The organism is Peribacillus sp. TH16 (assembly GCF_016651095.1).
GTDB lineage: Bacteria > Bacillota > Bacilli > Bacillales > DSM-1321 > Peribacillus > Peribacillus butanolivorans.
In genome coordinates this window covers 1,246,246-1,271,767 of the sequence record NZ_JAEKEM010000002.1, presented here as the reverse complement: position 1 = coordinate 1,271,767, position 25,522 = coordinate 1,246,246, and the positions used below count along the sequence as shown (strand labels likewise).

The 25,522-nt window shown below is 38.5% G+C and carries 22 protein-coding genes, 1 pseudogene and 1 riboswitch; of the genes and pseudogenes, 21 read left to right on the top strand and 2 right to left on the bottom strand.

Annotation, left to right across the window (positions count from 1 at the left end; genetic code table 11):
• Positions 1–222 precede the first annotated feature (222 nt).
• On the top strand, positions 223–1,188 hold the full coding sequence (locus JFV29_RS06100) for a 2-hydroxyacid dehydrogenase (protein WP_201181767.1): 966 nt from the start codon (positions 223–225) through the stop codon (positions 1,186–1,188).
• A gap of 80 nt (positions 1,189–1,268) precedes the next feature.
• On the opposite strand, the gene JFV29_RS06095 is transcribed toward JFV29_RS06100, so the two are convergent.
• Entirely contained in the window at positions 1,269–1,454 is a 186-nt protein-coding gene (locus JFV29_RS06095) for a hypothetical protein (RefSeq protein ID WP_201181765.1), read from the bottom strand.
• Positions 1,455–1,621: 167 nt separating this feature from the next.
• Here JFV29_RS06095 and JFV29_RS06090 point away from each other — a divergent pair, with 167 nt between their 5' ends.
• Positions 1,622–2,854, top strand: a complete 1,233-nt coding sequence (locus JFV29_RS06090) for a multidrug effflux MFS transporter (RefSeq protein ID WP_201181763.1) — start codon at positions 1,622–1,624, stop codon at positions 2,852–2,854.
• A 99-nt stretch (positions 2,855–2,953) separates the two neighbouring features.
• Here JFV29_RS06090 and JFV29_RS06085 read toward each other — a convergent pair whose 3' ends face one another.
• On the bottom strand, positions 2,954–3,739 hold the full coding sequence (locus JFV29_RS06085; RefSeq protein WP_201183405.1) for an SDR family oxidoreductase: 786 nt from the start codon (positions 3,737–3,739) through the stop codon (positions 2,954–2,956).
• 205 nt (positions 3,740–3,944) lie between these two features.
• Between JFV29_RS06085 and JFV29_RS06080 the strand changes: the two genes are divergently transcribed.
• From JFV29_RS06080 to JFV29_RS05990, 19 genes and pseudogenes are all read left to right on the top strand, one after another.
• The gene (locus JFV29_RS06080; RefSeq protein ID WP_201181761.1) at positions 3,945–4,928 is read left to right on the top strand and encodes a Gfo/Idh/MocA family protein; all 984 of its coding nucleotides are present in this window, start codon (positions 3,945–3,947) and stop codon (positions 4,926–4,928) included.
• 113 nt (positions 4,929–5,041) lie between these two features.
• Positions 5,042–5,350: a heme biosynthesis protein HemY gene (locus tag JFV29_RS06075; RefSeq protein WP_053345048.1), complete on the top strand. Its 309-nt coding sequence runs from the start codon at positions 5,042–5,044 to the stop codon at positions 5,348–5,350.
• A 20-nt stretch (positions 5,351–5,370) separates the two neighbouring features.
• Positions 5,371–6,492 carry an NADH-dependent flavin oxidoreductase gene (locus tag JFV29_RS06070; RefSeq protein WP_201181759.1) on the top strand — a complete coding sequence of 374 codons (1,122 nt, stop codon included), beginning with the start codon at positions 5,371–5,373 and terminating at the stop codon, positions 6,490–6,492.
• A gap of 777 nt (positions 6,493–7,269) precedes the next feature.
• Positions 7,270–8,913: a SulP family inorganic anion transporter gene (locus tag JFV29_RS06065; RefSeq protein WP_201183403.1), complete on the top strand. Its 1,644-nt coding sequence runs from the start codon at positions 7,270–7,272 to the stop codon at positions 8,911–8,913.
• An 84-nt stretch (positions 8,914–8,997) separates the two neighbouring features.
• On the top strand, positions 8,998–9,411 hold the full coding sequence (locus tag JFV29_RS06060) for a MerR family transcriptional regulator (protein ID WP_309558773.1): 414 nt from the start codon (positions 8,998–9,000) through the stop codon (positions 9,409–9,411).
• A gap of 442 nt (positions 9,412–9,853) precedes the next feature.
• Positions 9,854–11,368 carry a carboxylesterase/lipase family protein gene (locus JFV29_RS06055; RefSeq protein ID WP_201181757.1) on the top strand — a complete coding sequence of 505 codons (1,515 nt, stop codon included), beginning with the start codon at positions 9,854–9,856 and terminating at the stop codon, positions 11,366–11,368.
• A gap of 32 nt (positions 11,369–11,400) precedes the next feature.
• Complete coding sequence (gene kynU, locus JFV29_RS06050) at positions 11,401–12,687, top strand: kynureninase (protein ID WP_242486793.1); 1,287 nt, start codon at positions 11,401–11,403, stop codon at positions 12,685–12,687.
• A gap of 14 nt (positions 12,688–12,701) precedes the next feature.
• Positions 12,702–14,051 (top strand): amino acid permease, encoded by a 1,350-nt coding sequence (locus JFV29_RS06045; protein WP_201181755.1) that lies wholly within the window; start codon positions 12,702–12,704, stop codon positions 14,049–14,051.
• A gap of 14 nt (positions 14,052–14,065) precedes the next feature.
• Complete coding sequence (gene kynA / locus JFV29_RS06040; RefSeq protein WP_201181753.1) at positions 14,066–14,911, top strand: tryptophan 2,3-dioxygenase; 846 nt, start codon at positions 14,066–14,068, stop codon at positions 14,909–14,911.
• A 22-nt stretch (positions 14,912–14,933) separates the two neighbouring features.
• A pseudogene (kynB, locus tag JFV29_RS06035) lies at positions 14,934–15,559 on the top strand (arylformamidase).
• Positions 15,560–15,576: 17 nt separating this feature from the next.
• Positions 15,577–16,230 (top strand): nicotinate (nicotinamide) nucleotide adenylyltransferase, encoded by a 654-nt coding sequence (gene nadD, locus JFV29_RS06030; RefSeq protein ID WP_201181751.1) that lies wholly within the window; start codon positions 15,577–15,579, stop codon positions 16,228–16,230.
• A 303-nt stretch (positions 16,231–16,533) separates the two neighbouring features.
• Positions 16,534–17,565, top strand: a complete 1,032-nt coding sequence (locus JFV29_RS06025) for a sulfate ABC transporter substrate-binding protein (protein ID WP_082527752.1) — start codon at positions 16,534–16,536, stop codon at positions 17,563–17,565.
• A gap of 71 nt (positions 17,566–17,636) precedes the next feature.
• Positions 17,637–18,473 carry a sulfate ABC transporter permease subunit CysT gene (cysT, locus tag JFV29_RS06020; protein WP_053345054.1) on the top strand — a complete coding sequence of 279 codons (837 nt, stop codon included), beginning with the start codon at positions 17,637–17,639 and terminating at the stop codon, positions 18,471–18,473.
• Between the two features lie 29 nt (positions 18,474–18,502).
• Positions 18,503–19,369 (top strand): sulfate ABC transporter permease subunit CysW, encoded by an 867-nt coding sequence (gene cysW / locus JFV29_RS06015; protein ID WP_446728236.1) that lies wholly within the window; start codon positions 18,503–18,505, stop codon positions 19,367–19,369.
• An 11-nt stretch (positions 19,370–19,380) separates the two neighbouring features.
• Positions 19,381–20,445 (top strand): sulfate/molybdate ABC transporter ATP-binding protein, encoded by a 1,065-nt coding sequence (locus JFV29_RS06010; RefSeq protein WP_057216649.1) that lies wholly within the window; start codon positions 19,381–19,383, stop codon positions 20,443–20,445.
• A gap of 137 nt (positions 20,446–20,582) precedes the next feature.
• Positions 20,583–20,748, top strand: a riboswitch (M-box (ykoK) riboswitch).
• 285 nt (positions 20,749–21,033) lie between these two features.
• Positions 21,034–22,392: a magnesium transporter gene (gene mgtE, locus JFV29_RS06005; protein ID WP_056530868.1), complete on the top strand. Its 1,359-nt coding sequence runs from the start codon at positions 21,034–21,036 to the stop codon at positions 22,390–22,392.
• 184 nt (positions 22,393–22,576) lie between these two features.
• A complete protein-coding gene (locus JFV29_RS06000; protein WP_201181747.1) occupies positions 22,577–23,059 on the top strand; it encodes a DUF2306 domain-containing protein in 483 nt (160 codons plus the stop codon).
• Between the two features lie 704 nt (positions 23,060–23,763).
• Entirely contained in the window at positions 23,764–24,417 is a 654-nt protein-coding gene (locus JFV29_RS05995) for an HAD family hydrolase (protein ID WP_201181745.1), read from the top strand.
• Between the two features lie 489 nt (positions 24,418–24,906).
• Positions 24,907–25,482 (top strand): TetR/AcrR family transcriptional regulator, encoded by a 576-nt coding sequence (locus JFV29_RS05990; protein ID WP_057216637.1) that lies wholly within the window; start codon positions 24,907–24,909, stop codon positions 25,480–25,482.
• Positions 25,483–25,522 lie beyond the last annotated feature (40 nt).

Genomic DNA, 25,522 nt, shown 5'->3' with positions numbered 1-25,522 from the left:
GAAAAAGATTTTAATAGAGAAAATAACTGGTAATGGATGGTTTATTTATCTTGTTTATTTTAAAATTGAATAAGCATCTCAATAATTGAGCCAATATTCTTATAATTAGTTTTAGCTGTTGAGGTTTCATATCGTGTATTTTTTATAACTAAAACTGAAGATGTAATGTATGTTGAGAGAAAGCGTTCTATAGAAAATAGAAAGTGTATAGGAGGGACTAGTTTGAAACCTAAGATCTATATTACAAGGAAATTGCCAGAACAAATAGTTAATAGGCTGAGAGGGAATTATCATGTCACGATGTGGGAACAAGAGGATATACCGGTTCCTAGATATGTGCTTGAAAAAGAAATAGAAGAAATTGATGGGCTGCTTTGTTTGTTGACGGAACAAATAGATGAGGCGCTGATTGAAAAGGCGGTTAATCTAAAAATCATTGCCAATATGGCGGTTGGTTATAACAATATTGATATACATAGTGTAATAAAAAGAGGCATCATGGTCACGAACACGCCGGGGGTTTTAACGGAAACAACAGCCGATTTAACCTTTGGCTTGCTGCTTGCAACGGCAAGAAGGCTGATAGAAGCAGAAGATTATTTAAAGAGTGGACAATGGGAAACGTGGTCACCTATGCAGCTGACCGGGCAGGATGTACACGGTGCAACGATGGGAATCATCGGGTTAGGGAGGATTGGTGAGGCACTGGCTAAAAGAGCTAAGGGCTTTGATATGGATCTAGTTTATTTTAATCGAAGCCGTAAATATGAACAGGAAAAAGAATTAGGAATTGAATATCAGCCCCTTGAAAAATTGCTCCAAGTTTCGGATTTTGTCTGTGTAATGTTGCCGCTTACTCCGGAAACCACTTATATGATTGGCGCAGATCAGCTGGATTTAATGAAAGAGACGGCTGTACTCATAAATACGGCAAGAGGTGGGATTGTTGATGAAAAGGCGTTATATCAGGCGTTGAAAAACCGAGTAATTTGGGCGGCAGGATTAGATGTATTTGAAGAAGAACCAGTTTCATTGGATCATCCGCTGCTAACATTGCCAAATGTGGTTACGTTACCGCATATCGGGAGTGCCAGCATTGCGACAAGATTGAAAATGGCAAGCCTTGCTGCACAAAACTTGATGGATGGCTTAGCAGGTGATACTCCTCGTAATTTAGTAGTATTATGAAAATGACATGTGAAAAAAGGACTCCAAAAAAAATGGGGTCCTTTTTTGAGAGTGAAATATCAACCAAAATGCCTTTTTTATTAAAATCCTCCTGTCTCTAAACCGTCAATTTCTATCCCTCTACTAAAATCACGTGTGATTTTTAATTCATTATTTGTGGTGGATAAGGTTAGTTCTCCTTCTTTCTCATAAACTTTCGATGACTTCTCGTCATACACCTTAATATTGATAGACTGCTGTGTACAGGTTAATATGGTGCAAAGCAATTTGAATCCCCTCTTTATCATTTTAAAAGAGTGCTAAATAGAATTACTCGGATTATCTTTAACTTAAGGAAAGCATACTTATCGTAAATTGACTGGATTTTTTGTAAAATAAAGAAGATCACGTATTTTTTAGAAAAAACAACTTGTTAAAAGGGATAGGGGTAGTAATGATTGAATTGAAAGAAACAATTTCATCAGGTAACGAAATGACTAAATCCAAAAGGCTGTTGATGGCTCTTATGCTTGGTTCCTTTGCAGCGATTGGACCATTGTCACTTGATATGTATTTACCAGGTCTGCCTACGCTTGCTGAAGATCTAAACAGCAGTACGTCTTTAGCCCAGCTTAGTTTGACTGCCTGTTTATTAGGATTGGCGTTAGGGCAGATTTATCTAGGACCACTAAGTGATGCAAAAGGAAGACGGGTACCGTTAATCATTTCACTATCTATTTATTGCGTTTCATCTCTGTTATGTGCTTTTGCTCCATCCATTGAATTGCTTTTATTATTACGTTTTATTCAAGGTATCGCAGGAGCAGGAGGAATTGTCATTTCCAGGGCCATTGTTCGTGACCTTTTTTCAGGAACGGATTTGACAAAATTCTTCTCCATGTTAATGCTGGTAAATGGAGCTGCGCCGATTTTGGCTCCAGTTTTTGGAGGTCAGCTGTTACAGTTCACATCTTGGCGGGGAGTTTTCATAGTCATTTGTGTATTAAGTGTGCTTATGGTTGCCGCAGCATTTTTCGGTGTAAAGGAAACATTATCTCCTAATCATAGAAGTGCGGGAGGGGTAACCGATACACTCCGAACTTTTGGGAATTTATTAAAAGACCGTGTATTTATGGGCTATGCTTTTTCACAAGGATTCGTAAGTGCCGCAATGTTTGCGTACATTTCCGGTTCGCCTTTTGTTCTCCAAAATATCTTTGGTGTCTCTCCCCAAACGTTCAGTCTTATTTTTGCAACAAACGGAATGGGTATCATTATTGCCTCTCAAGTGACTGGAAGGCTGGCAGGTAAGGTAAAAGAGGAAAAACTCCTTCAAATAGGATTATGTCTTGCATTATTTGGAGGGATCCTACTTCTTTCATCTATCCTTCTCGAAATTGGGTTAGCAGGAATCTTGATAGCTTTATTCTTCTCCGTTTCTAGCGTTGGAATTGTCGGTACAACAAGTTTTTCTTTATCGATGCAGAATCAGAAAAAAACAGCAGGCAGTGCCTCGGCCTTAATTGGACTGCTCCCTTTTATATTAGGGTCACTAATGGCTCCCCTAGTGGGTCTAGGTTCAGGTGATTCACCCCTTCCGATGGGTATTGTGATGGTAAGTTGTCATGCCATCGCCATGTTGGCTTATCTAGTTCTTGCCCGCCGTGGGTTAAAGGGATTAGCATAAAAATAAAAATAAAAAGCTGAATCCCTTTTATAGGGTTTCAGCTTTTTACCCTGTTTAGAAAGTACTCCTGATAAAAATCAGGGCTGCTTTTTTCAATTCTTATAACAGTGATTCCGCTCCGTCAATATAAACTTCCGTGCCTGTTACATGGGAGGACATAGCTGAAGCTAGGAACAAGACAAGGTCCCCTGCTTGCTCGGTAGTGCCGGCTTTTTTTGCAAGGGGCTGTGAACCTTCCGGGTATTCAATTGGGATTCTGATTTTTTTTAAGTTTTCATCTTCTGGGAAAGTGTTGTCGTGAATGTTCGTATCGATGGAGCCGGGACAAATGATGTTGACTCGGATTTTATATTTTGCCAATTCGAGTGCCGCCATTTTACCGAAAGCAACTTGACCAGCTTTTGATGAGCTGTAGGCGGAAAAACCAAAATTCTTGAAAAATCGGTTTCCATTGATGGAGCTGTTGATGACGATGCTGCCACCTGTTTCCTTCATATATGGAATGGCGTATTTGACAGTGAGGAAGGTGCCCTTTAGGTTGATGGTATGTGTTTGATCCCAGTCCTCTGGCTTTATGTCTTCGATGGGGGCTATCACACCGTTGATGCCTGCGTTGGCGAATACGAAATCAATTTTCCCGAAATGGTCAAAGGCTACCTGGTATGCCTTTTCAACTTGATCGGCTTTAGAAACATCGGTTTTGACGATTAAAGCCTCTCTACCAAGGGATTCTACTTCTTCCTTCACCTTTTCGGCATTTTCAACTGTCCGATCAAAAAAGACAATATTTGCACCGTTTTCAGCTAGCTTTAGTGCAGCTCCACGGCCAATTCCTGATCCGCCACCCGTAATTATTGCGACTTTATTTTTCATTAAATCTGTCATAAACTTCACACGCTCCTTTTTAGTTTTCTTTCCCGAATAGGTAGTATGTAGAAACATCATGGCAGTAGTAATATAGAAAGATTATAAAGGAAAATTACCTGAAAAATCCAATTTAAACCGTCGTTGGTCGTCATTTTCCTTTGTTTTTTAGTGAATTGTCTGTATATTGAGGACATAATAAGTTAGCTTGAAAGGGGATATGATGTTGATACGTTTAGGAGTAATAGGAACAAACTGGATCACTGAGCGATTTTTAGAGGCAGCAAAGCTTGTGGAGGAGTTTTCTTTAACCGCTGTTTATTCACGTACAGAAGAGAAGGCTAAGGAATTTGCCGGAAAATATGGAGTTTCTACGATATTTACAAATTTAGAGGAAATGGCCGCAAGCGATGAGATTGATGCTGTATATATTGCAAGTCCTAACTCTCATCACAGCAGGCAGGCAGTGTTATTTTTAGATAATAAAAAGCATGTGTTATGTGAAAAACCATTAGCTTCGAATGCAATGGAAGTTAAGAAGATGATTGACGCTGCCCAAAAAAATGAAGTGCTATTAATGGAAGCAATGAAATCAACAGTAATGCCTAACTTTGAAAGTTTCGAGAAAAATATTAGTAAAATAGGTACCATACGGCGATTTTCAGGAAGCTATTGTCAATATTCATCACGCTATGACGCGTATAAAAAGGGCACAGTTTTGAATGCGTTCAATCCGGAATTTTCAAGCGGCGCATTAATGGATTTAGGGATTTACGTCATTTACCCACTTGTTGTACTGTTCGGTAAACCAAATAAGATTCAGGCAACAGGAACATTGCTTGAATCAGGGGCAGATGGACAGGGAACCATATTACTTTCCTATGACGAAATGGAAGCGGTCGTAATGTATTCGAAAATTACGGAGTCCAACCAGCCATCCGAAATACAAGGCGAACATGGCAGCATTCTCATTAATAAGATTTCCGGACCCGAAGCAGTGGATATCCATTATCGGGATGGTTCTAGGGAAAGTATTTCGGTTAAGCAGGACATGCCTTCCATGTATTATGAAGTTAAAGAGTTTGTTGAATTGATTCATCAGGGTAAAATAGAATCGGATAAAAATTCATTCGCGAATTCACTATTGACTATAGAAATCATGGATGAAGCAAGAAAGCAAATTGGCATCGTTTTTCCTGCTGACCGTTGATAAGCATTTAAATAGACACGGTCTTGGAAGAAGAGTATAAATGGATGTTACAGATATCCTTTAATTGGGTAGAATTTTAGTACATAGATAATATTTATGTTGGAGGAATGGATATGAAATGCAAAATTAACCGTAATGCAGCAAAAGTTTTACAAAATATGTTGAGCAGTGAAGAAGCCGAAGGCAAAATGATTCGAGTATATATCACGCATATGCATGGTGATCATGCTCACTATGAGATGAAACTTGATACGCCGACAGAACATGACGAAATTGTCAAAACAGATAAAGATATAGATATTTTGCTTGATTCACGTGAGGAATTTCTTGATGGGGTATGGATTAAATATTTTTATGTTCCGGAAGAAGGTTTTGAAATTACTAATCCTTCGAAAGAACCTCACGGGCATCACCACCATTAAGAAAAAAAGGGGAGAATGGCATGAATCAAAAATACGAAAAGATCTTTCAACCATATAAATTTTCTTCAGGGGTAGAAGTGAAAAACCGTATCATGATGGCTCCGATGACAACTTATTCTTCGGATGATCATGGCTTTATAACCGAAGATGAACTGGCTTATTATGCGGAACGCTCGGCAGGTGTTGGTGCGGTGATTACGGCTTGTGCTTATGTAATAGCTGGAGGAAAAGGGTTTCCAGGTCAATTTAGTGTAGATGACGATTTATTTATCCCTTCTTTGAGAAAATTGGCTGAGACGATTCAAGCTAAAGGGTCAAAAGCAATTTTACAAATATATCATGGTGGTCGGCAAAGTCCACCCGAATTAGTACCTGATAACCAACCTGTTTCCGCGAGTGCGATTGCTTCCAAACAAGATGCACCGGTACCACGGGAAATGTCGGAAAACGAAATTCAGGACGTTATTATGGCATTTGGAGAAGCGGCTAGAAGAGCCATCGAAGCAGGATTTGATGGCGTAGAAATTCATGGGGCCAATACGTATTTGCTTCAACAATTCTTTTCACCACACTCGAACCGTCGTACAGATAAATGGGGAGGAACTCTAGGAAAACGATTGATTTTTCCGCTTACCCTTGTAAACGAAGTGGAAAAAACAGTGGCTGAGCATGCGAAAAAGCCATTTATTATCGGCTACCGCATTTCTCCTGAAGAAGGCAACAATCCTGGAATCACTTTGAATGACACGCTCCAGTTCGTCGATAGACTAGCTAATCAAAACTTAGATTATCTGCATATATCGGTAGGTCATTTCTGGAATGGGTCATTCCGTGAGAGTGATAGGACAAAATCCCGAATCGTTAAAATTCATGAAAAGGTTGGTAATCGTATCCCGATAGTCGGAGTAGGCTCTCTGCACACACCGGAGGAAGTAGCAGAAGCTATGGAAACCGGCGTGCCATTTATCGCCCTCGGTCGAGAACTGCTTATGGAACCGCATTGGATTGAAAAAATCAGGGCAGGAAAAGAAAATGAAATACGTACGACTCTTTCCAAGAAAGATCAGGATGAACTTGTCATTCCAGATCCACTTTGGGAGAAGTTGATTAATATAAAAGGTTGGCTTCCGGTAGTAGAGTAAGTGTAAAAAGCATTAGAAATATATAATACCTTAAACCCGTCCTCTCTTTATTGAGGACGGGTTTTTGTATGGGCAACTTATGCATAGATGGTCTCAATGGATTGAAATGTTCAGATTCCTTTTCCTGGAAAATGAGCATTCCAATAAGATATATGTTGAGGAAGGCAATTAAAATAGTATTTCGGCTACATTTGAACTTGCCTAAACAAATGATACGGGCATCCGTAGCTCATTTTGTGAATTAACCCAACAATCAGTATCCCTAGAGTTACAGATAATCAGACTTATTCCGTTCAAACGGAAAATATCTCTCTATTGGATAAATCAATTTAATATATGCCGAAGAATAGGCAATTAGTCGAACATTCCAATTCCCTGCATAGTAGTCATTACTTCCGGCTTCAAAATAACTAGTCTGGACGTATCGTCCCAGTTTGTAATATAAACGTAAAAATATGTAAACAAATGTTAACTTTACTAGTAATGTACAGTTCTACGTTTTACTGTATAATGTTGAACCGTAGTTGATAACCATGTCAAATAACTTTACAAAGGAGAATACAGATGACGATTATTTCTTCGGTTTTATTTGCCCCCCGCATGTTTGTTGTAAACAGAAAATATGTCCGTTGGAAGAAGTTACGTTCCCTCTATATATTTACTTAGCGTATACAATTATACGTATTTGAACGAGTAACTCCTCTAAAAAGCAAGAATATATTCCGATAATTGTAAAGTTCAATCTTAAAAACAACTAAGGATGTGAAAATGAAGAGAATGATAAAAGATACGAGATTCCAAGGATATAACATGAGAGGTTTTCAAAAAGACGTTACGGCAGGATTGGTTGTAGGTATTGTTGCCATTCCTTTGGGATTAGCTTTTGCAATTGCGTCAGGAGTTGAGCCAATATACGGGTTATATACTACGATCATCGCTGGAATCCTCATTTCCATTTTGGGAGGATCCAAGTATCAAATTGGTGGACCGACTGGAGCTTTTGTGCCTTTGTTATTTGGTATTGTTATGCAATATGGATATGATAGTCTGCTAATTGCGGGATTTTTAGCTGGATTGATACTAGTTGTGATGGGACTTCTTAAATTAGGTAATTTGATGAAGTTCATTCCCCGCCCTGTCATCATTGGGTTTACAACAGGAATTGCGATAATTATCTTTTCTGGGCAGATCGCCAGCTTCTTCGGTATGAGGGTGGAAAAACATGAAACGTTTATGGACAACATGAGGGAACTGGTGGTTAAAGCAGATACGATTAATGTTTATAGTGTGAGTGTTGCGGCTATATGTTTTATCGTTATCTTGCTTTCACCGAGGATTCTGCCACGAGTGCCAGGACCGCTACTGGGTCTACTCATTTCCACAATAGCAGCCTACTATTTATTTCCCAATAAGGTTGCTACAATCGGTTCTACGTATGGAGCGATTCCAAGAGGATTTCCTGAATTTAAAGTGCCAGAGCTTTCAATGGAAATCATTATCACACTTCTTCCCGTTTCTTTTACGATTGCCTTATTAGGAGGCGTTGAGTCTTTGTTATCCGCTACCGTGGCAGATAATATGGGCGGTTCCAAACATGATAGTAATAAGGAATTGGTTGGACAAGGGATTGCAAACATTGCTACTCCATTCTTTGGGGGGATACCGGCTACAGGTGCTATTGCCAGGACGGCTACCAATATCAAAAGTGGTGCAGTCTCTCCAATGTCCGGAATCATTCACGGAATTGTCGTTTTGTTGGTTTTGCTTGTACTTTCTCCATATGCAGCGCATATACCTTTGGCAAGCATGGCACCCATTTTGATGTTTGTTGCATGGAATATGAGTGAAAGAAAGGAATTCGCTCATGTTTTAAAAACGAAAACAGCAGATTCGGTCGTTTTGCTAGTTACCTTTCTTGTTACTGTTTTCACTGATTTAATCATGGGAGTCGGAATTGGCTTATTGATTGCATTTGCCACCTTTATTAAAAAAATGAGCCACACATTAAAAATTAGAGAAAGAAATCATGAAGTTCATCATGAAATTGTTCCAAGCGATAATTTGGATTCAAAGATCAATGTGTATAATTTGGAGGGGCCATTATTCTTTGGTTCGATTGATGTCCTGGAGTCATCCATTTTAGCAAACTTGGATAATAAAACGAAAGTTTTGGTATTAAGTATGCGGAGGGTAACATATATGGATACGTCTGCAGAGGCTGCACTTCTGGCTATTGTTAATCGTTTAGGAAAATATAAGGGGAAATTAATCATTTCTGGAATTCAGCAGCAACCAAAGGAATTGCTGATCAGCACTGGATTATACCATAAAATAGAAAAACAACATTTTTTTAAATCGAAGGAAGATGCCCTTTATTTTGCCAAGAAGCAGTTGTATGTTAATTCGGATAAAGTAGTCTAATAGTTTCATCCTCGAAGTCACCTTTTTGGATTGTTATGTTATAGTAACGTTAACAGTAGATTTTAAAAGAAGGTGACTATCTGGGTGAATATATATCGGATTGGCCAGCTTGCTGAACTTGCGAATGTTTCGAAGAGAACCATCGACTATTACACACAATTAGGAATGCTGAACTATGAAAAAAATGGGTCAAGATATCGATATTATACAGAAGATGCTCTCAATCGTCTTCAAATGATTAATCGGTACAAAGAACAAAATATGCCATTGACTGAAATTAAGGAACGGTTACATGTCTGGTCAAAAACCACTGTGGTTTCTGGGCAGGTGCTCGTGAAAGTGGACAAGATATCATCAGATATCAAAGAACTGGAAAAAGAACTGCTTGAATTAAAACCGCTATTGGATCAGCTCGATGATCAGCAATTAAAATTTGCTGCAAAACAGCTGTCCGTTCGAGGAGGGTCTTTATTAAGCATCATTACTATGCTCACCTAAATATTTTGCCTCGATCAACAAAAAAGACCTGAATTGGTCTTTTTTTGTTTTGATTTAATAAATTTCACATCAGGGGAATCATCATTTTGAATAGATTTGTCCATTTTCATCTATCGTTATATGAGTGGATAACTGATTTAACTTGTTTATAATATTTGGTTAAAAGTCTTATCCATGAACAGTGGTTGTCCACTAATAATTTTGGCTGGAGTAATATTCGTGGTCGTATGCCCACTAATAGGAATGTCCACACAATTGCGTTTCTAATCCTTAAGGATGATTGGAACACCGGAATATGAAGTTGACTATGAGTAGAACATTTATTTGAATTATTTTTGGTTGAAATAGCCTTATAAATCTTTTTTCGATAAAGATGAAGGATATAAGGGAATGGAAAAAGAAGAACTTAAGTATCTATAAATATAAGAAGAGGTGAGAGTGTATGATTGGATCAATCGTAACGACGGCAAAAGGACATCTTCAAGGTACTATGGAAAACGATGTATGCGTTTGGCGTGGAGTCAGGTATGCGAAAGCGCCAATTGATGCTTTGCGTTTCCACTCGCCGGAGCCAGTTGAAAAATGGAGCGGTGTCTTGGATGCAGTGGATTTTGGTGCCGTTCCTCCACAGCCGATGGATCGGGCTGTAAGAACAGGAATGGCTGGCAATGAAAAAATGGATGAGGATTGCTTGTTCCTGAATATTTGGTCACCAAGAGCTGATGATAAGAAGCGCCCGGTCATGGTATGGATTCCTGGTGGGGCATATATAACGGGAGCTGGATCTATTGATATGTACAATGGACATTTGTTGGCTAAGAATGGAGACGTAGTCGTAGTAAGCATCAACTATAGGTTAGGTGCACTTGGATATTTGGATTTTACTGAGTTGACAGATGATGGAGAAACATTTGAAACCAACTTAGGCTTACGTGATCAAGTGGCTTCTTTGAAATGGGTGAAAGAGAATATTGAAGCCTTTGGCGGCGACCCTGAGAATGTTACGATATTTGGCGAATCAGCTGGAGGAAATGCCGTAACAACCTTACTTACTGTACCTTCAGCGAGAGGTCTTTTTAAACAGGCTATTGCAGAAAGTTCTGCTCCAACATCTGTTTACGGAAAAGCATTTGCACGACAATTCAGTGAAAAATTCCTGGATATCTTGGGAATTGGCAAGAATGAAATCCATCGATTAAAAACACTTCCAGTTCAAGAAATTGTCGCCGCCTCTTACCAACTCTTACAGGAAAACTCACAAGCTATGCCTGGTTCCCTATCTTTTGGACCTGTCGTTGATGGTGACTTCCTGCCTGATTATCCACTAGATTCGATTCGGTCCGGAAAAGCCAAGGGGATACCCTTGCTTATAGGAACAAATAGAGACGAAGCGACATTATTTGAACAAATGGATCCCCCTTTAATCCCAACTAATGGAGAGATGATTCATAAAATGTTCGAAAATACTGATCCAGAGGCGAAAGAGCGAATTACGAATGCTTATATGAACTTCCCTAAAAAGGAAGCGGCGCTTGGCATTGGCCGCGATGCGACTTTCCATATTCCTTCCGTTTGGTATGCGGAGGCGTACAGTCGTTTTGAAAAAACGTGGATGTATCGTTTTGATTATAAAACGCCGGCACTGCGTTTAAGCAAATTAGGGGCGACCCATGGAATGGAAATTCTATTTGCCTTCCAGACATTCGACTCGGCATTGGGCAAACGGATTACTTCTTATGGATCCAAGACAGCAGCGCTTAAGGTTTCCCAAAGGATTCAAGGTCATTGGATTAACTTTGCGAAATATGGAAACCCAAATCCCGCAGAAGGGGAAATCTGGCCGAAATATGATGAAAACAACCACTACACTATGATTTTTGATAAAAAGGATTATATTGAAAAAGATCCTAACAGAATGATAAGGTTGGCCTGGGAGGGAGTAGGGATTTACAAGTGAAATATAGTGGATAGGAAGAAAGGACGGACAACATGGATATAAAAAATTTTATGTCTACGAAAGAGTATGCGAGAACTTTGGATCAGCAAGATGCCTTAGTTTCATACAGAGAGGAATTCTATTTGAATCCCGGAATGATTTATTTGGATGGGAACTCATTGGGACTTTTATCGAAGCGGGCGGAAAAAAGCTTAATGAGGTCATTGGAAGACTGGAAAAGGTTTGGGATAAATGGGTGGACGGAGGGCGCTGAGCCTTGGTTTTACTTTTCTGAGAGATTGGGAGAATTGAGTGCCCAATTGGTAGGGGCTGCAGGGGATGAAGTGATAATGAGCGGGTCAACGACAGCTAATTTACATCAGCTTGCGGCAACTTTTTTTGAACCGAAAGCTGGTAGGAACAAAATCATGGCGGATGAGCTAACGTTTCCCAGTGATATTTATGCGCTCCAAAGCCAGCTGCTATTACATGGACTTGATCCTGCGACACATTTAGTTCAGGTGAAAAGCCGAGATGGGAAATTCCTTAAGGAAGATGACATCATTGCAGCGATGAACGAGGAAATAGCCTTGATTGTACTGCCGACGGTCTTGTATCGGAGCGGTCAGATCCTTGATATTGAAAGGTTAACCAAGGAAGCCCATGCACGTGGGATCATTATTGGGTTCGATGGCTGTCATTCTATAGGTGCTGTTCCGCATTGGTTTGACAAGTGGGAAGTGGATTTTGCATTTTGGTGTAATTATAAGCATTTGAATGGTGGGCCAGGTTGTGTAGCTGGGTTGTATGTGAACCGTAAGCATTTTGACAGGAAGCCGGGATTGGCAGGCTGGTTTGGATCGAGGAAGGATAAGCAGTTCGATATGGAACATTCCTTTACCCAGGCAAATTCTGCAGGTGCTTTTCAAATTGGAACTCCCCATATATTAAGCATGGCCCCTCTTTTAGGTTCACTTGAAATGTTTGCAGAAGTGGGAATAGAGCAGGTTCGGTCAAAATCTTTGAGGCTGACGAAATATCTAATGGATTTAATCGACTCGGAACTTACTGATTACGGATTTAAAATTGGTAGCCCAAGGGATGAATCAAAAAGGGGCGGTCATATCATCCTTGAACATAAGGAAGCGGCAAGAATATGTAAAGCATTGAAAAAAGAGGCTATCATACCCGATTACCGTGAACCTAATATGATCCGACTAGCACCTGTTGCTCTTTATACCTCTTTTCAGGAAGTCTTTGAAACGGTACAGGTCCTTAAAAAAATCATGGACGGAAGGTTATATGAAAACTATGAAAATAAACGGGGAATCATTGCCTAGGATGGGAGAACCGTATGGAGAAAAATAAGTTGCATCGTAAGTTATCGTCAAATCAAATCACAATGATTGCCATGGGTTGTGCAATTGGTACCGGTTTATTTTTGGGCAGCGGCCTTGCGATTTCGACCGCAGGCCCAAGTGTATTAATCAGCTATGCAGCAGGTGCATTCATTGTCCTCCTATTGATGGGCTGTTTGGCAGAAATGACTATAGCCTATCCAACATCAGGGTCATTTGGAACGATTGCTGAAAAATATATCAGTCCATTTGCAGGCTTTGTTGTGCGATATTCATATTGGATAGCGAATGTCCTTGCTATTGGAGTCGAAGTGAGTGCAATCGCCGTGTACATGAAATATTGGTTCCCTGATGTAGCTGGAAGTGTGTGGATTTTTCTTTTTGCTGCACTGCTTATCTATGTAAATGCAACGAGTGTCAATACATTCGGAAATTTTGAATATGTATTTTCAATGATTAAAATTAGCGCTATTGTTATTTTTATTTTACTTGGAGCATACGTGGTGATTGGCGCCGAACCCTCAAGTGGTATTGGGGTAGAGAATTATGTCAATGACGGAGGGTTTATGCCATTCGGGTTTTGGGGGCTTTGGGTTGCAATATTTATTTCTCTCTTCAGCTTTTTAGGGACGGAATTAATTGCAGTGACAGCGGGAGAAGCAAAAGACCCCGATATTGCCGTGCCCAAAGCTTTAAAGGCAACTGTTTTCAGACTTGCTACTTTTTATGTACTGACAATCGGTCTTATGTTGATGATTGTACCATGGCAATCTGCTGGAATCGATAAAAGCCCATTTGTAAAGGTAATGGAAATTTTGAATATTCCAGGAGCATCAGGAATAATGAATTTTATTGTGCTAACAGCCGCTCTATCTGCGATGAATAGCCAGTTATATGCTTCTACAAGAATGATATTTTCATTATCCGAGCAAAAGCAGGCTCCTGCATTATTTCAAAAGGTGAGCCGAAAAGGTGTTCCATTACGTGCCCTACTCATCTCTACACTGGGCATTTTTCTAGCTGCTGGTGTAAAAGTTCTGCTTCCGGATACTTCATATGCGTTCATGATGGGGATTTCGATGTTCGGAGCTATTTTCACCTGGTTTATGGTGTTTATCTCACATTTGTATTTTAGAAGGAATTGGGAAAAATCTGGAGGGCGGAAGTTGCCGGTGAAAATGTATGGCTTTCCATATTTAACGATACTAGGTGCATTTCTGCTGTTTGCTTTGACGGTATCGACTTGGTTCACTGGTCCATTTAAAATCGTTCTCCAGTTCGGTGTTCCTTGGCTGATCTTTCTTTGCATCGCTTATTTGTTAATGATGAAAATAAAAAGAACGTAAAAGGGAGAGAGAGTATGGATAAGGGACCGACTGATAAGAATCGTTTAGAAGAAGGAATGGTTACTGATTTTGAAAAGGATATGTCCTATGGGGACTATCTACATTTAAATCAAATTCTATCGAGTCAGCACCTGCTTTCCGGTCATCATGATGAGATGTTGTTTATTATCATTCATCAAACAAGTGAATTATGGATGAAACTGATTCTTCATGAATTAACAGCAGCAACAGACAATATCAAGGCAGGACGTTTGGAGCCTTCCTTTAAGATGCTATCTAGGGTATCAAGGATTCAACAACAACTTGTTCAATCGTGGAATGTTCTCTCGACCTTGACGCCATCGGATTATATGGAATTCCGTGAGAAACTCGGAAACTCTTCTGGCTTTCAATCATTTCAAAACCGGTTGATTGAATTTGCAATGGGCCAAAAGAATACGCAAATATTGACCGTTTTTCGACATCAGCCTGAACTTTATGAAACGATGATGGTTAATTTAAATAAACCTAGTATTTATGATGCTGCGATTGGGGCCTTGGCTGCAAGAGGTCTTCCGGTTGATGCATCCGTTTTGAAAAGGGATTGGTCTGAAACATATCGAATAAATGCCAGTGTGGAGAGTGCCTGGCTGACGGTCTACCGTGATGTTCATAAATATTGGGACTTATATGAGCTGGCCGAAAAGCTTGTTGATATTGGTAGTCAGCAACAATTTTGGAGATTCCATCATATGAGTACGGTAGAAAGAATCATCGGCCAAAGAATGGGCACAGGTGGTTCGTCGGGAGTGAGCTACCTAAAGAAAGTGGTCGACCAGCCATTTTTCCCTGAACTCTGGACACTGCGAACAAAGCTGTAAGCAAGACTGGAGGGGAAAATAGATGAATCTATGGAGAGATATTTCTCAGCGACTGAACGAAAATACGCCATATTGGCCAGGAGATACACCGTATTCATATCGTCTGAATTCTTCAATAGCAAAGGGATCATCAGTCAATGTTGGGGAAATTAGGATGAGTACACATTTAGGAACACATATTGATGCTCCTTTCCATTTTGATGAAAACGAAAAAAAATCATTGAGCTCGATTTGGATTTATATATTGGCCCAGCACTTTTAGTAAAGATAGATGCTACTAAAAGTATTGGAGTTGAGGCTTTTACAGGTATCGACTTTACAGGCATCGAACGGTTATTACTGGCAACAGGACAGTGGAAGGATCTCAGCCGTTTTCCTGAATGGATTCCTACAATTGATCCTGAATTAGCACCTTATCTTGCTGATAAAGGAGTGAAGTTGCTTGGACTTGATTTGCCTTCCGTTGACTATCTCGACAGCAAAGAATTGCCTGCCCACCATGCTCTGTCAGGTTGTGGTATTCATATCTTGGAAGGTCTAGTCCTAGAAAGCGTGGAGCCGGGACTGTATGATTTGGCAGCACTGCCGCTTGCGTTAGAAGAGGGAGACGGCAGTCCGGTCAGGGCTGTGCTGAAAAGGAAGGGTTAAACGAGGGGGAATAAGAGATGGGCAAAATTGGAGTTTACGGATCTTCCTTCGATCCAGTTACGAATGTCCATTTATGGACAGCATCTACCATTGCACATCGTGCTAAGTTGGACAAAGTTATTTTTTTACCTTGCGCCGATAATCGGATTGATAAACAGATGAAAACGAGTAATGAACATCGCTGGGATATGCTTGGGCTAGCTATCGAGGACAACCAGCTGTTCAAAGTTAGTGATTATGAAATTAATGAACGGGCTGGGACGAGTAAACAGTATACTTGGTATACGATGGAATACTTTAAACAACAGTACCCGAAGGATGATGTTTATTTCATTATGGGTGCCGATCTTCTTGAAGATATTGATAATCAGGAATTACCGGTACACTTACGCTGGAAATTCAGGGAAAAGTTGATTGCCAATCATAAATTTATCGTCATGGCCCGGGATGGAATAGATATGCTGAAAATCATTTCCAAAAGTCCGTTGCTGAGAAATTATGATGATGGCAATACATTTCACCTTATTGATAAAGGTCTCTCCATGGAAATCAGTTCGACATATATAAGAGATGAGTTCGCGATGGGTGGAGAACCGAGATATTTACTGCCTGGTCAATGTTATCAGTATATTGTGGACAATAAGTTGTATCAGAAAGAATCAAAATCTTGAGTTTTTAGTATAAGCGAGAACAAAGAATGCAAAAGAGCTCAATCTAATGAGATTGAGCTCATTTGCATTGGTTATATAATTCCATTAATACAGACTATATTATTTTAATCTAAATAAGCGTCGCGGAAAAGATAAAAAGAAAAAACATAGTTGACAACTTGGTATACTTTGTTTTATGGTAGTGATACATAAAAACAGAATATTTGCTGATCAGAAAACTGAAGGCATACTATCTCCTTATATATTAATTGAAGGAAATAGTATGTCTTTTTTGTTGGAAAAAGTGAAAAACGGGGGAAGTTTATGAAAAAGTTGATGGTATTTTCAAGTTTGATTTTAGCCTTTGGAGTACTAGCAGGATGTAATTCAGAAAAAACAGAAGGAGAAGGGAACTCTAAGTCTGTGGAGCTTTTGAATGTGTCATATGATCCGACGCGTGAACTGTATCAAGAATTTAATGATGCGTTTGTGAAACATTGGAAAGAAGAGTCAGGTCAGGATGTAACGATTCAGCAATCTCATGGCGGTTCTGGTAAACAAGGTAGAGCGGTTATTGATGGGTTGGAAGCAGATGTCGTGACACTGGCATTGGCTTATGATATTGATGCCATTTATGAAGCTAGTAACTTATTAGCGGAAGATTGGCAAAAACGTTTACCTGAAAACTCGACACCGTACACATCAACTATTGTGTTTTTAGTAAAAAAAGATAATCCGAAAGGTATAAAAGATTGGAATGATTTAATCAAAAAGGATGTTTCCGTAATTACGCCAAATCCAAAGACAAGTGGTGGAGCAAGGTGGAATTACCTGGCTGCATGGGCTTATGCAGAAAAGAGTTTTAATAATGATGAAACCAAAGTGAAGGACTTTATGAAAAAGCTTTATCAAAATGTTGAAGTTTTGGATTCAGGAGCACGAGGTGCAACGACCACATTTGTGGAAAGGGAAATTGGTGACGTACTAATTGCTTGGGAGAATGAAGCTTATTTAACACTAGAAGAATTCGGTGATGATAAATATGAAATTGTGAATCCGTCGATTAGTATTCTAGCTGAACCTCCAGTAGCTATTGTTGATAAAGTGGTTGAGAAAAAAGGAACGAAGGAAGTAGCTGAGGCCTATCTGGAATACCTTTATACAGATGCCGGTCAAGAAATTGCAGCAAAGAACTTCTATCGTCCGAGGGATGAGAAGGTTCTTGCTAAATACAAGGATCAGTTTGCAAATATTGATATGGTGACTGTTGATGAAAAGTTCGGCGGGTGGAAAAAAGCCCAGGAAACACATTTCAATGATGGTGGTACATTTGACGAAATTTATCAACCACAATAAGCGTTGGAGGAGAAGATGTAAATTCACATTTTCTCCTTCACTAATCAATCAGAAAGAGCTGGGGCGAATCGATGAATATAGCGGAAGTTAAACAAAAGAAAAAAAGAACCATACCTGGTTTTGGACTAACGATGGGGTTTACATTGCTGTATCTATCCATCATCGTTTTGATTCCATTATCCATGGTTTTTTTAAACACATTTACAATGGGGTTTCAGGATTTTTGGGCGACTATTACCGAACCGAGGGTCGTTGCTTCCTATAAACTAAGCTTTCTGACAGCTTTAACTGCGGCCTTTGTGAACGCAGTTTTTGGCGTTTTAATTGCCTGGGTGCTGACTCGTTATGAATTTCCTGGCAAACGAATCATCGATGGTCTAGTTGATTTGCCTTTTGCCCTGCCGACTGCTGTAGCGGGGATTACATTGACCACTTTGTACTCACCGAATGGGTGGATTGGCCAATTTTTCAGCTTTAAAATTGCCTTCACTCCCATCGGGATTATCATTGCCCTGATATTTATCGGTCTGCCTTTCGTTGTCCGCATGGTCCAACCGGTGCTTGAAAATATAGAAAAAGGAATGGAAGAAGCATCTGCTTCGCTAGGGGCGAATCGAATGCAGACGTTTATTAAAATTATCTTTCCTGAATTGATACCAGCGATTTTGACGGGTTTTGCACTTTCTTTTGCAAGGGCGCTTGGAGAGTATGGATCCGTTGTGTTCATTGCAGGAAATATGCCTTTTAAAACAGAGATTTCACCGCTTATCATCATGACAAAACTCGAACAGTATGATTATCAGGGTGCAACTGCTGTGGCCACCGTCATGCTTATTATTACATTTCTAATTTTGTTCACCATCAATATCTTACAATGGTGGACTAGCAAAAGATATACCGGGAAATAGGAGGGGACATGTTGGCAAATCACAATTCAGTGGCTGCAGAGACGAACAAACCAGTCATTTTAACGAGAAACGCAACGAAAGAGCCTAAATCTATACAGTGGATTCTTATTTCCATTGTGTTGCTATTTCTTACTTTATTTTTAGTTGTTCCATTAATCGCAATCTTTGTAAAAGCCTTTGAAAAGGGGGCTGATGCTTATTTTGCGGCCATAGCCCATCCTGATTCTATGTCTGCCATTAAATTAACATTAATCGTTGTCCTAATCACGTTACCGCTTAATGCTATATTTGGGGTAGTGGCGGCATGGACGATTACAAAATATGAATTTAAAGGAAAAAACTTTTTAATAACTTTGATTGATCTACCCTTTTCGGTTTCACCAGTCATTGCTGGATTGATTTTTGTACTTTTATTTGGCTTACATGGGGCCCTTGGTCCATTGTTGCAAAACTATGATATTAAAGTGATCTTTTCGATACCAGGGATTGTCATCGCCTCTATTTTCATTACCTTCCCATTCATTGCACGTGAATTAATTCCGCTCATGCAAAGCCAGGGAACGTCTGAAGAAGAGGCATCGCTCACACTAGGAGCAGGAGGATTCAAGACGTTTTGGTATGTAACGCTTCCTAATATTAAATGGGGCCTTTTATATGGAGTCATTTTATGTAATGCGAGGACAATCGGAGAATTTGGGGCCGTATCGGTCGTATCAGGCCATATACGCGGGATGACGAACACGATGCCACTTCATATTGAAATCTTATACAATGAATATCAATTTTCAGCGGCCTTTGCCGTGGCATCACTGATGTCCATTTTTGCAATCATAACGTTGGTTATTAAAAGTTTCATAGAATGGAAAACAGACTTTAAATCATCAAAAGCAAGTTAGGAGGGAAAGTAATGAGTATCGTCATCGAAAATGTTACAAAATATTATGGGTCTTATCAAGCCCTCCAAAATATCAATCTGGAAATAAAAAGCGGGGAGCTTGTAGCGCTACTTGGCCCCTCTGGTTCGGGAAAAACATCATTGCTACGTATCATTGCTGGACTTGAACAGGCAGAGAACGGAAATATCTTATTTAATGAAGAGAATTACACCAATAAGCATGTGAAAGATCGGAATGTGGGCTTTGTCTTTCAGCATTATGCTCTTTTTCGCAACATGACCATTTTTGATAATGTTGCCTACGGTTTAAAGGTTCGTCCAAGAAAAATAAGACCTAGTAAAACAGCGATTGAACAAAAGGTTACAGAATTGCTTCAGCTAGTTAAGTTGGAAGGATATAAGGACCGTTATCCTTCTCAATTATCAGGCGGCCAGCGTCAGCGTGTGGCATTGGCAAGGGCTCTTGCTGTAGAGCCGAATATTCTTTTGCTTGATGAACCATTCGGGGCACTGGATGCTAAAGTGCGTAAGGAACTTAGGCGTTGGCTAAGAAGACTTCATGATGAATTCAATGTTACGAGTGTCTTTGTAACACATGATCAGGAAGAAGCGATGGATGTTGCTGATCGAGTTGTAATCATGAATGAAGGGAAAATTGAACAGATTGGAACTCCGGAAGAAGTATATGATCAACCCAAGAATCCATTTGTTTACGATTTTCTCGGTAGTGTCAATCTTTTCAAGGGCAAGGTTCATCAAGGGAAATTGGCAACAGGAAATGTGGAAATACATGTTCCAGACAGTGAGGATGGAGAGAGTACTGGTTATGTAAGAGCTCATAACTTTATCATAGAAAGAGAATCATTAGAAACGGATTCGATTGCATCTGTTATTGACCATATTCATACAATTGGACCTATTGTCCGTATTGAAGTGATTCGTCAGGATATAAATGAACCGCTTGAAATCGAACTTACTAAAGAACAATATAATAATCTTGAATTAAAAAAAGGAGAAATAGTGTTTGTCCGGCCCAAAGAATTGAAGGTCTTTGTTGACTATATGGCTGGAATCTAACAGGAAGTCGATAAGTTAACCAAAAAACCGCTAATTAGCGGTTTTTTTATTATCATTAACTAGCGTCAATATCTAATTTTATTAATAAAAAAACATTGACTTCTAAAAGAAACTCTTTTAGAGTGGATTGGTAAACTAAATATCCTCGTTAGGTGAGGCTCCTGTGTAGGAGATATGCTACTGCCCAAAAATGTCGAAAGACGCCAATGGGTCAACAGAAACCATCGACATAAGGTGGTTTTTAATGTAGCTGGCGTTGTCCTATGCCACACAGTGCTAAAGCTCTACGAATGGAGGAACAGGATTTCTGCTATGTATTTGTCATTCAGACAATGTACGTATGTGTATTTGTCATTCAGAAATGTACGTAAATGTACCGTGTGAACACCTCCATTTGTAATGGAGGTGTTTTTATTTTTTTCTGGGAGGTGAGGATAGTGGATAACTATTCACGACCTTATACTCGAAGCATAATAAATATCAAATAAATACAAAGATTAAGGAAGGGGAATTATAAAATATTTTTCTTACTTTTAATATATCGTTAAGGGGAAATATTTTTTGCTCCTCAAAAAAGGAGTGGTGAAGATGATAAAAGACATGACTGAAGACCAAATAACTCTTCAAATCATAAAAGCATTAAAAGAAGGAAAAAAGAAAGAATTTCAAGCAATATTAGAAGAACTCCAACCTTATGATATTGCTCGAATTTTTGAGGGGCTTCCAGAAAAACATCATACACGTTTCTTATTGTTTCTTACTCCAGAACAAATCGCGGAACTAATACAGGAACTTGAAAAAGTACATCAATTAAAAATTCTTACTAAATTAGGAATTGAAAAATCAGGTCAAGTAATGGATCTAATGGATAATGATGATTTAGCTTCATTGTTAGAGAACCTATCTCCGGATAAAATTGAAGAACTTCTTTCAGGTATGAAACAAGAAGAATCTAAAATCGTTCAAAATATCATGAATTATCCCCCTGAAACGGCAGGACGAATAATGACAAACCGTTTTGTGTGGATCCCTCAACACTATACGGTTCGTGAATCAGTTGAAAAACTTAAAATATTTGCGGAGTTCTCGGGAACGATTAACTATCTGTATGTAATTGATAACGATAAAAAATTAGTAGGTGTAGTCTCATATCGAGATTTAATAATAAATGATGAGAATGAAAAAATACAAGATATTATGTACAGTAGAGTTATCTCCGTATTCGCTTATGAAGACCAAGAAGAGGTAGCACATGTTATTGAGCGTTATGATTTTTTATCAATTCCTGTTGTAGATAATAATAATGAGTTATTAGGAATTGTAACCGTTGATGATATTATTGACGTTGTCATTAAGGAAGCAAACGAAGATATTGAAAAACTTTCGGCATCTGGTAAAGCTATTGATTTTGACACGAAGGCACATGTGGCTGCGTATCGCCGACTTCCCTGGCTTATTTTACTTTTATTTATCGGATTAGTGTCTGGAACTATTATTAGTGGTTTTGAAGAAACATTGTCTAAAGTTGTTGCACTTGCCTTCTTTATGCCGATGATAGCAGGGATGACTGGAAATACAGGTACTCAATCATTAGCTGTTGTTGTAAGAGGTCTAATTACTACTGATACGGATAAAGGAGTTGTTTTTAGACTTATTATCCGAGAACTTAAAGTTGGATTGATAATAGGCATTACCTGTGGAATATTAATTTCCATTATAGCTTTTGTTTGGCAAGGAAATCCTGTTCTAGGGTTAGTGGTTGGAAGTTCATTAGTTATGACCCTAATTATTGGGACTTTAGCTGGGACCATTATTCCTCTAATATTATATAAATTCAACATCGATCCAGCAGTGGCCTCTGGTCCATTAATTACAACTCTAAATGATATACTATCGTTACTTATCTACTTTGGCATTGCAACAATGTTTATTTCAAAATTGATGTAGTAAAACCACGATTAAATTCTGTTCTTCATGGTATTCTTTAAAAATAAATAATTATAATAATTTGAAATAATGGATATTACGCTAAATAGCAGAATAGTAATAATGAATGTTAACATATTCAACCAATTATTTGCAGAAAAATGGTAATAGAAATAATCAAATTATCTCAAGGGGCGATAACTGAATGGACATTGTTACTGTTCTGCTTGTCATTCACATTATTGCAGGCAGTGTTTGTTTATTGACAGGGGCGATAGCATCAATAGCAAAGAAAAAGAAAGGCAATCATACTACCATTGGAGAAGTGTATCATGGTGGGTATCTTGTAATTTTCATAACCTCCCTTGTAATGGCAATCGTGAACTGGTCAGAAAGTGCTTATCTTTTCTATATTGCAATTTTTTCTTATAGCTTAGTTCTTTTGGGATACTTAGCAAGAAAACTACGTTGGAGAAATTGGTTGAAGATGCATATAGGAGGAATGTTAGGGTCTTATATTGGAATTATTACGGCTACTTTAGTCGTTAATGGTTCAAAGATTCCATTAGTGAATGAAATCCCTTCTCTCTTATTATGGTTTATACCTACAATCATTGGAACACCACTCATTACTATAGTAAGTAGGCGTTATAGCAGTCGGACTAAACCAAAAGAGTTTATACAATAATAGTTGCATAAAAATCTTTATTCATCTTTAGAGAATCGAGAATTGAAAAGAAGATTCTGTTACAAAAAAAACGAAGTATAACTGGAAATAAACTCTCTAGATTATGACCCATTTTATACGTATCTCGGCTGAACCCTTACTTTACCATCCGAACTATTCAGACAAAAGAACAACAACATCGTCTAATTGTTCTTCAACAAACGGGCGCATTTCTGGATAAAGAAATGCGCCCTTCCTAATGAATTGGACCAGATTATGAAATAAGGAAATGGTACATATTAGTCATGTATAATATGTACCACCTTTTATTTTTATTACTTTTTACAATATAGGTTCTGTTAAGTTTAAAATTATCAACCTCATAATCTATTTTTTAGCACCGATAACTTTAACATCATCAAATAACACCCTGGATGTTCCACCTGACATTAGAATTCCAACATGAGTTTTACCAAGATTTGTTGGAGAGTGCTGTTTGATCTTTATTCAACAAATGGGCCATATTCTTGAATAAGAGAAGAAATTATTAGACGGTGAATCGAAGTTCTAAGTTATTCAAAAATGGAACAATTTAGTTGAACAAGGGTATTCACTAATGTACGTTTATTTAAGGATAGTAATCACTATGAAACTTGTGCTTTTCAATCAATGTGTATTTCAGGAAAAAGTGTTACCTTCTAATAAGTAAAAAGGAGGAAATTATTATGATTAAAGCTGTTATTTTCGACTTTGATGGTTTAATTTTAGACACGGAGACGGCTTGGTATGAGGCATATAAAGAAACTATGGGTTTTTATAAATCTGATTTGCCTCTCGAACATTTTGTTAAATGTATCGGAACAGATAATACTGAACTTTATAAGTTTTTCCAAGAAAAACTGGGGGAAAGTTGTAATATTGAAGAAATTGAAGCTAGAGCAAAAAGCTTACATAAAGTAAAGATGAAAACATCCCAGGCACGTGAAGGTGTAAAGGATTATTTAGAAGAAGCAAAAAAATTTGGATATAAAATTGCCCTTGCTTCAAGTTCAACAAAAGAGTGGGTCACTCATTATTTGGGTGAACTCGGACTGCTAAACTATTTTGAAGTTATTATCACAGGGGATGATGTTGAAAAAGTAAAACCAGCGCCTGATTTGTATTTAAAGGCAATCGAAGTTTTGAACATTCATTCCACAGAATCCGTAGCATTTGAAGATTCGTTAAATGGACTTCAATCGGCTCTAAATGCTGGATTAAAGTGTGTAATCGTACCAAATCCCGTTACAGAAGCTTTAGCTTTTGAAAATCATTCTTTACGTCTTCAATCTATGGTAGAAAAGAGCTTGACTGATGTTATAAAACTTATTGAGCAATAAGGTGTTCGGAAAATTACTTCGCCCTATTGTTAATATGATTATGGTGAGGTTTTCATAATAAATCAGTACAATTAGAATGGAACACTATTAAACAAGTGGCTTTAGTAAAAATAACTGAGAAGCCATTTTTACAGATCTTTCGCATTTTTCAATATTCCGCAATCGGGCGCTATTACTGAAAAAGGATAGCGCTCTTTTCCATGTCTCCTAACGATACTTAAAAAACTTATTTACACTATCTTAAACCTCAAAATTATTAAAATACCCACTCTAACCCCTTGCAGACAAAGAAAAATGCCATCTTTAACGATATTATCTATTTAACTCCTTCTCTCAAATGACGACTACTCAGCCTTTTGTCCCCCATCCGTTAACAAAACCTTCACAAATTATAGGTCCAATGAGTGGTTGAGATGGAATTTTATGGGGTATATAATTAACAGGAATGAACATTCATTCCGCATTTAATTAATGAAAGGCTGAATTATTATGCAAACTGCAGTAAATAAACGAGACAGCATAGTATCCAGCGCTTTGGTACTATTTGCTGAGCGGGGATATGATGCGACGACGATTCCAATGATTGCTACATCGGCAGGAGTTGGAGCTGGTACCATCTATCGTTACTTTGAGAATAAGGAAGTGCTCGGGAACAAGATTTTTCAAGAGTACCTGAATATTTTTACTGAAACACTTGAGAATGGATTTCCTTATGATGAATCGATTCGAAATCAGTTCCACCATATTTTTATATCAATGATTCACTTTACAACCGAGCACAGTCAAGCGCTTTATTTTATAAAAACACATAGTAGTGCCCACTTTTTAAATGAAGAAAGTCATTCTAGCTTTCAAGGGCTACTGAATATATTAAAAAGTTTCTTTGATTCAGGAAAAGCAAAAAAAGAAATTAAGGAGCTTCCTTCTGCAGCTTTGATTGCCATTATTTACGGAGCATTTCTTGAGCTTCAACGACTTGTCCGTATTGGGGAGTTAGAACCTGAAGCAAAACTTTTAGCAGATGTAGAAGAAAGCATTTGGGATGCTGTACGATTACACGTTTGAGAAAAATTTGATTTTTCATTCACTTAGCGGAATGAATGTT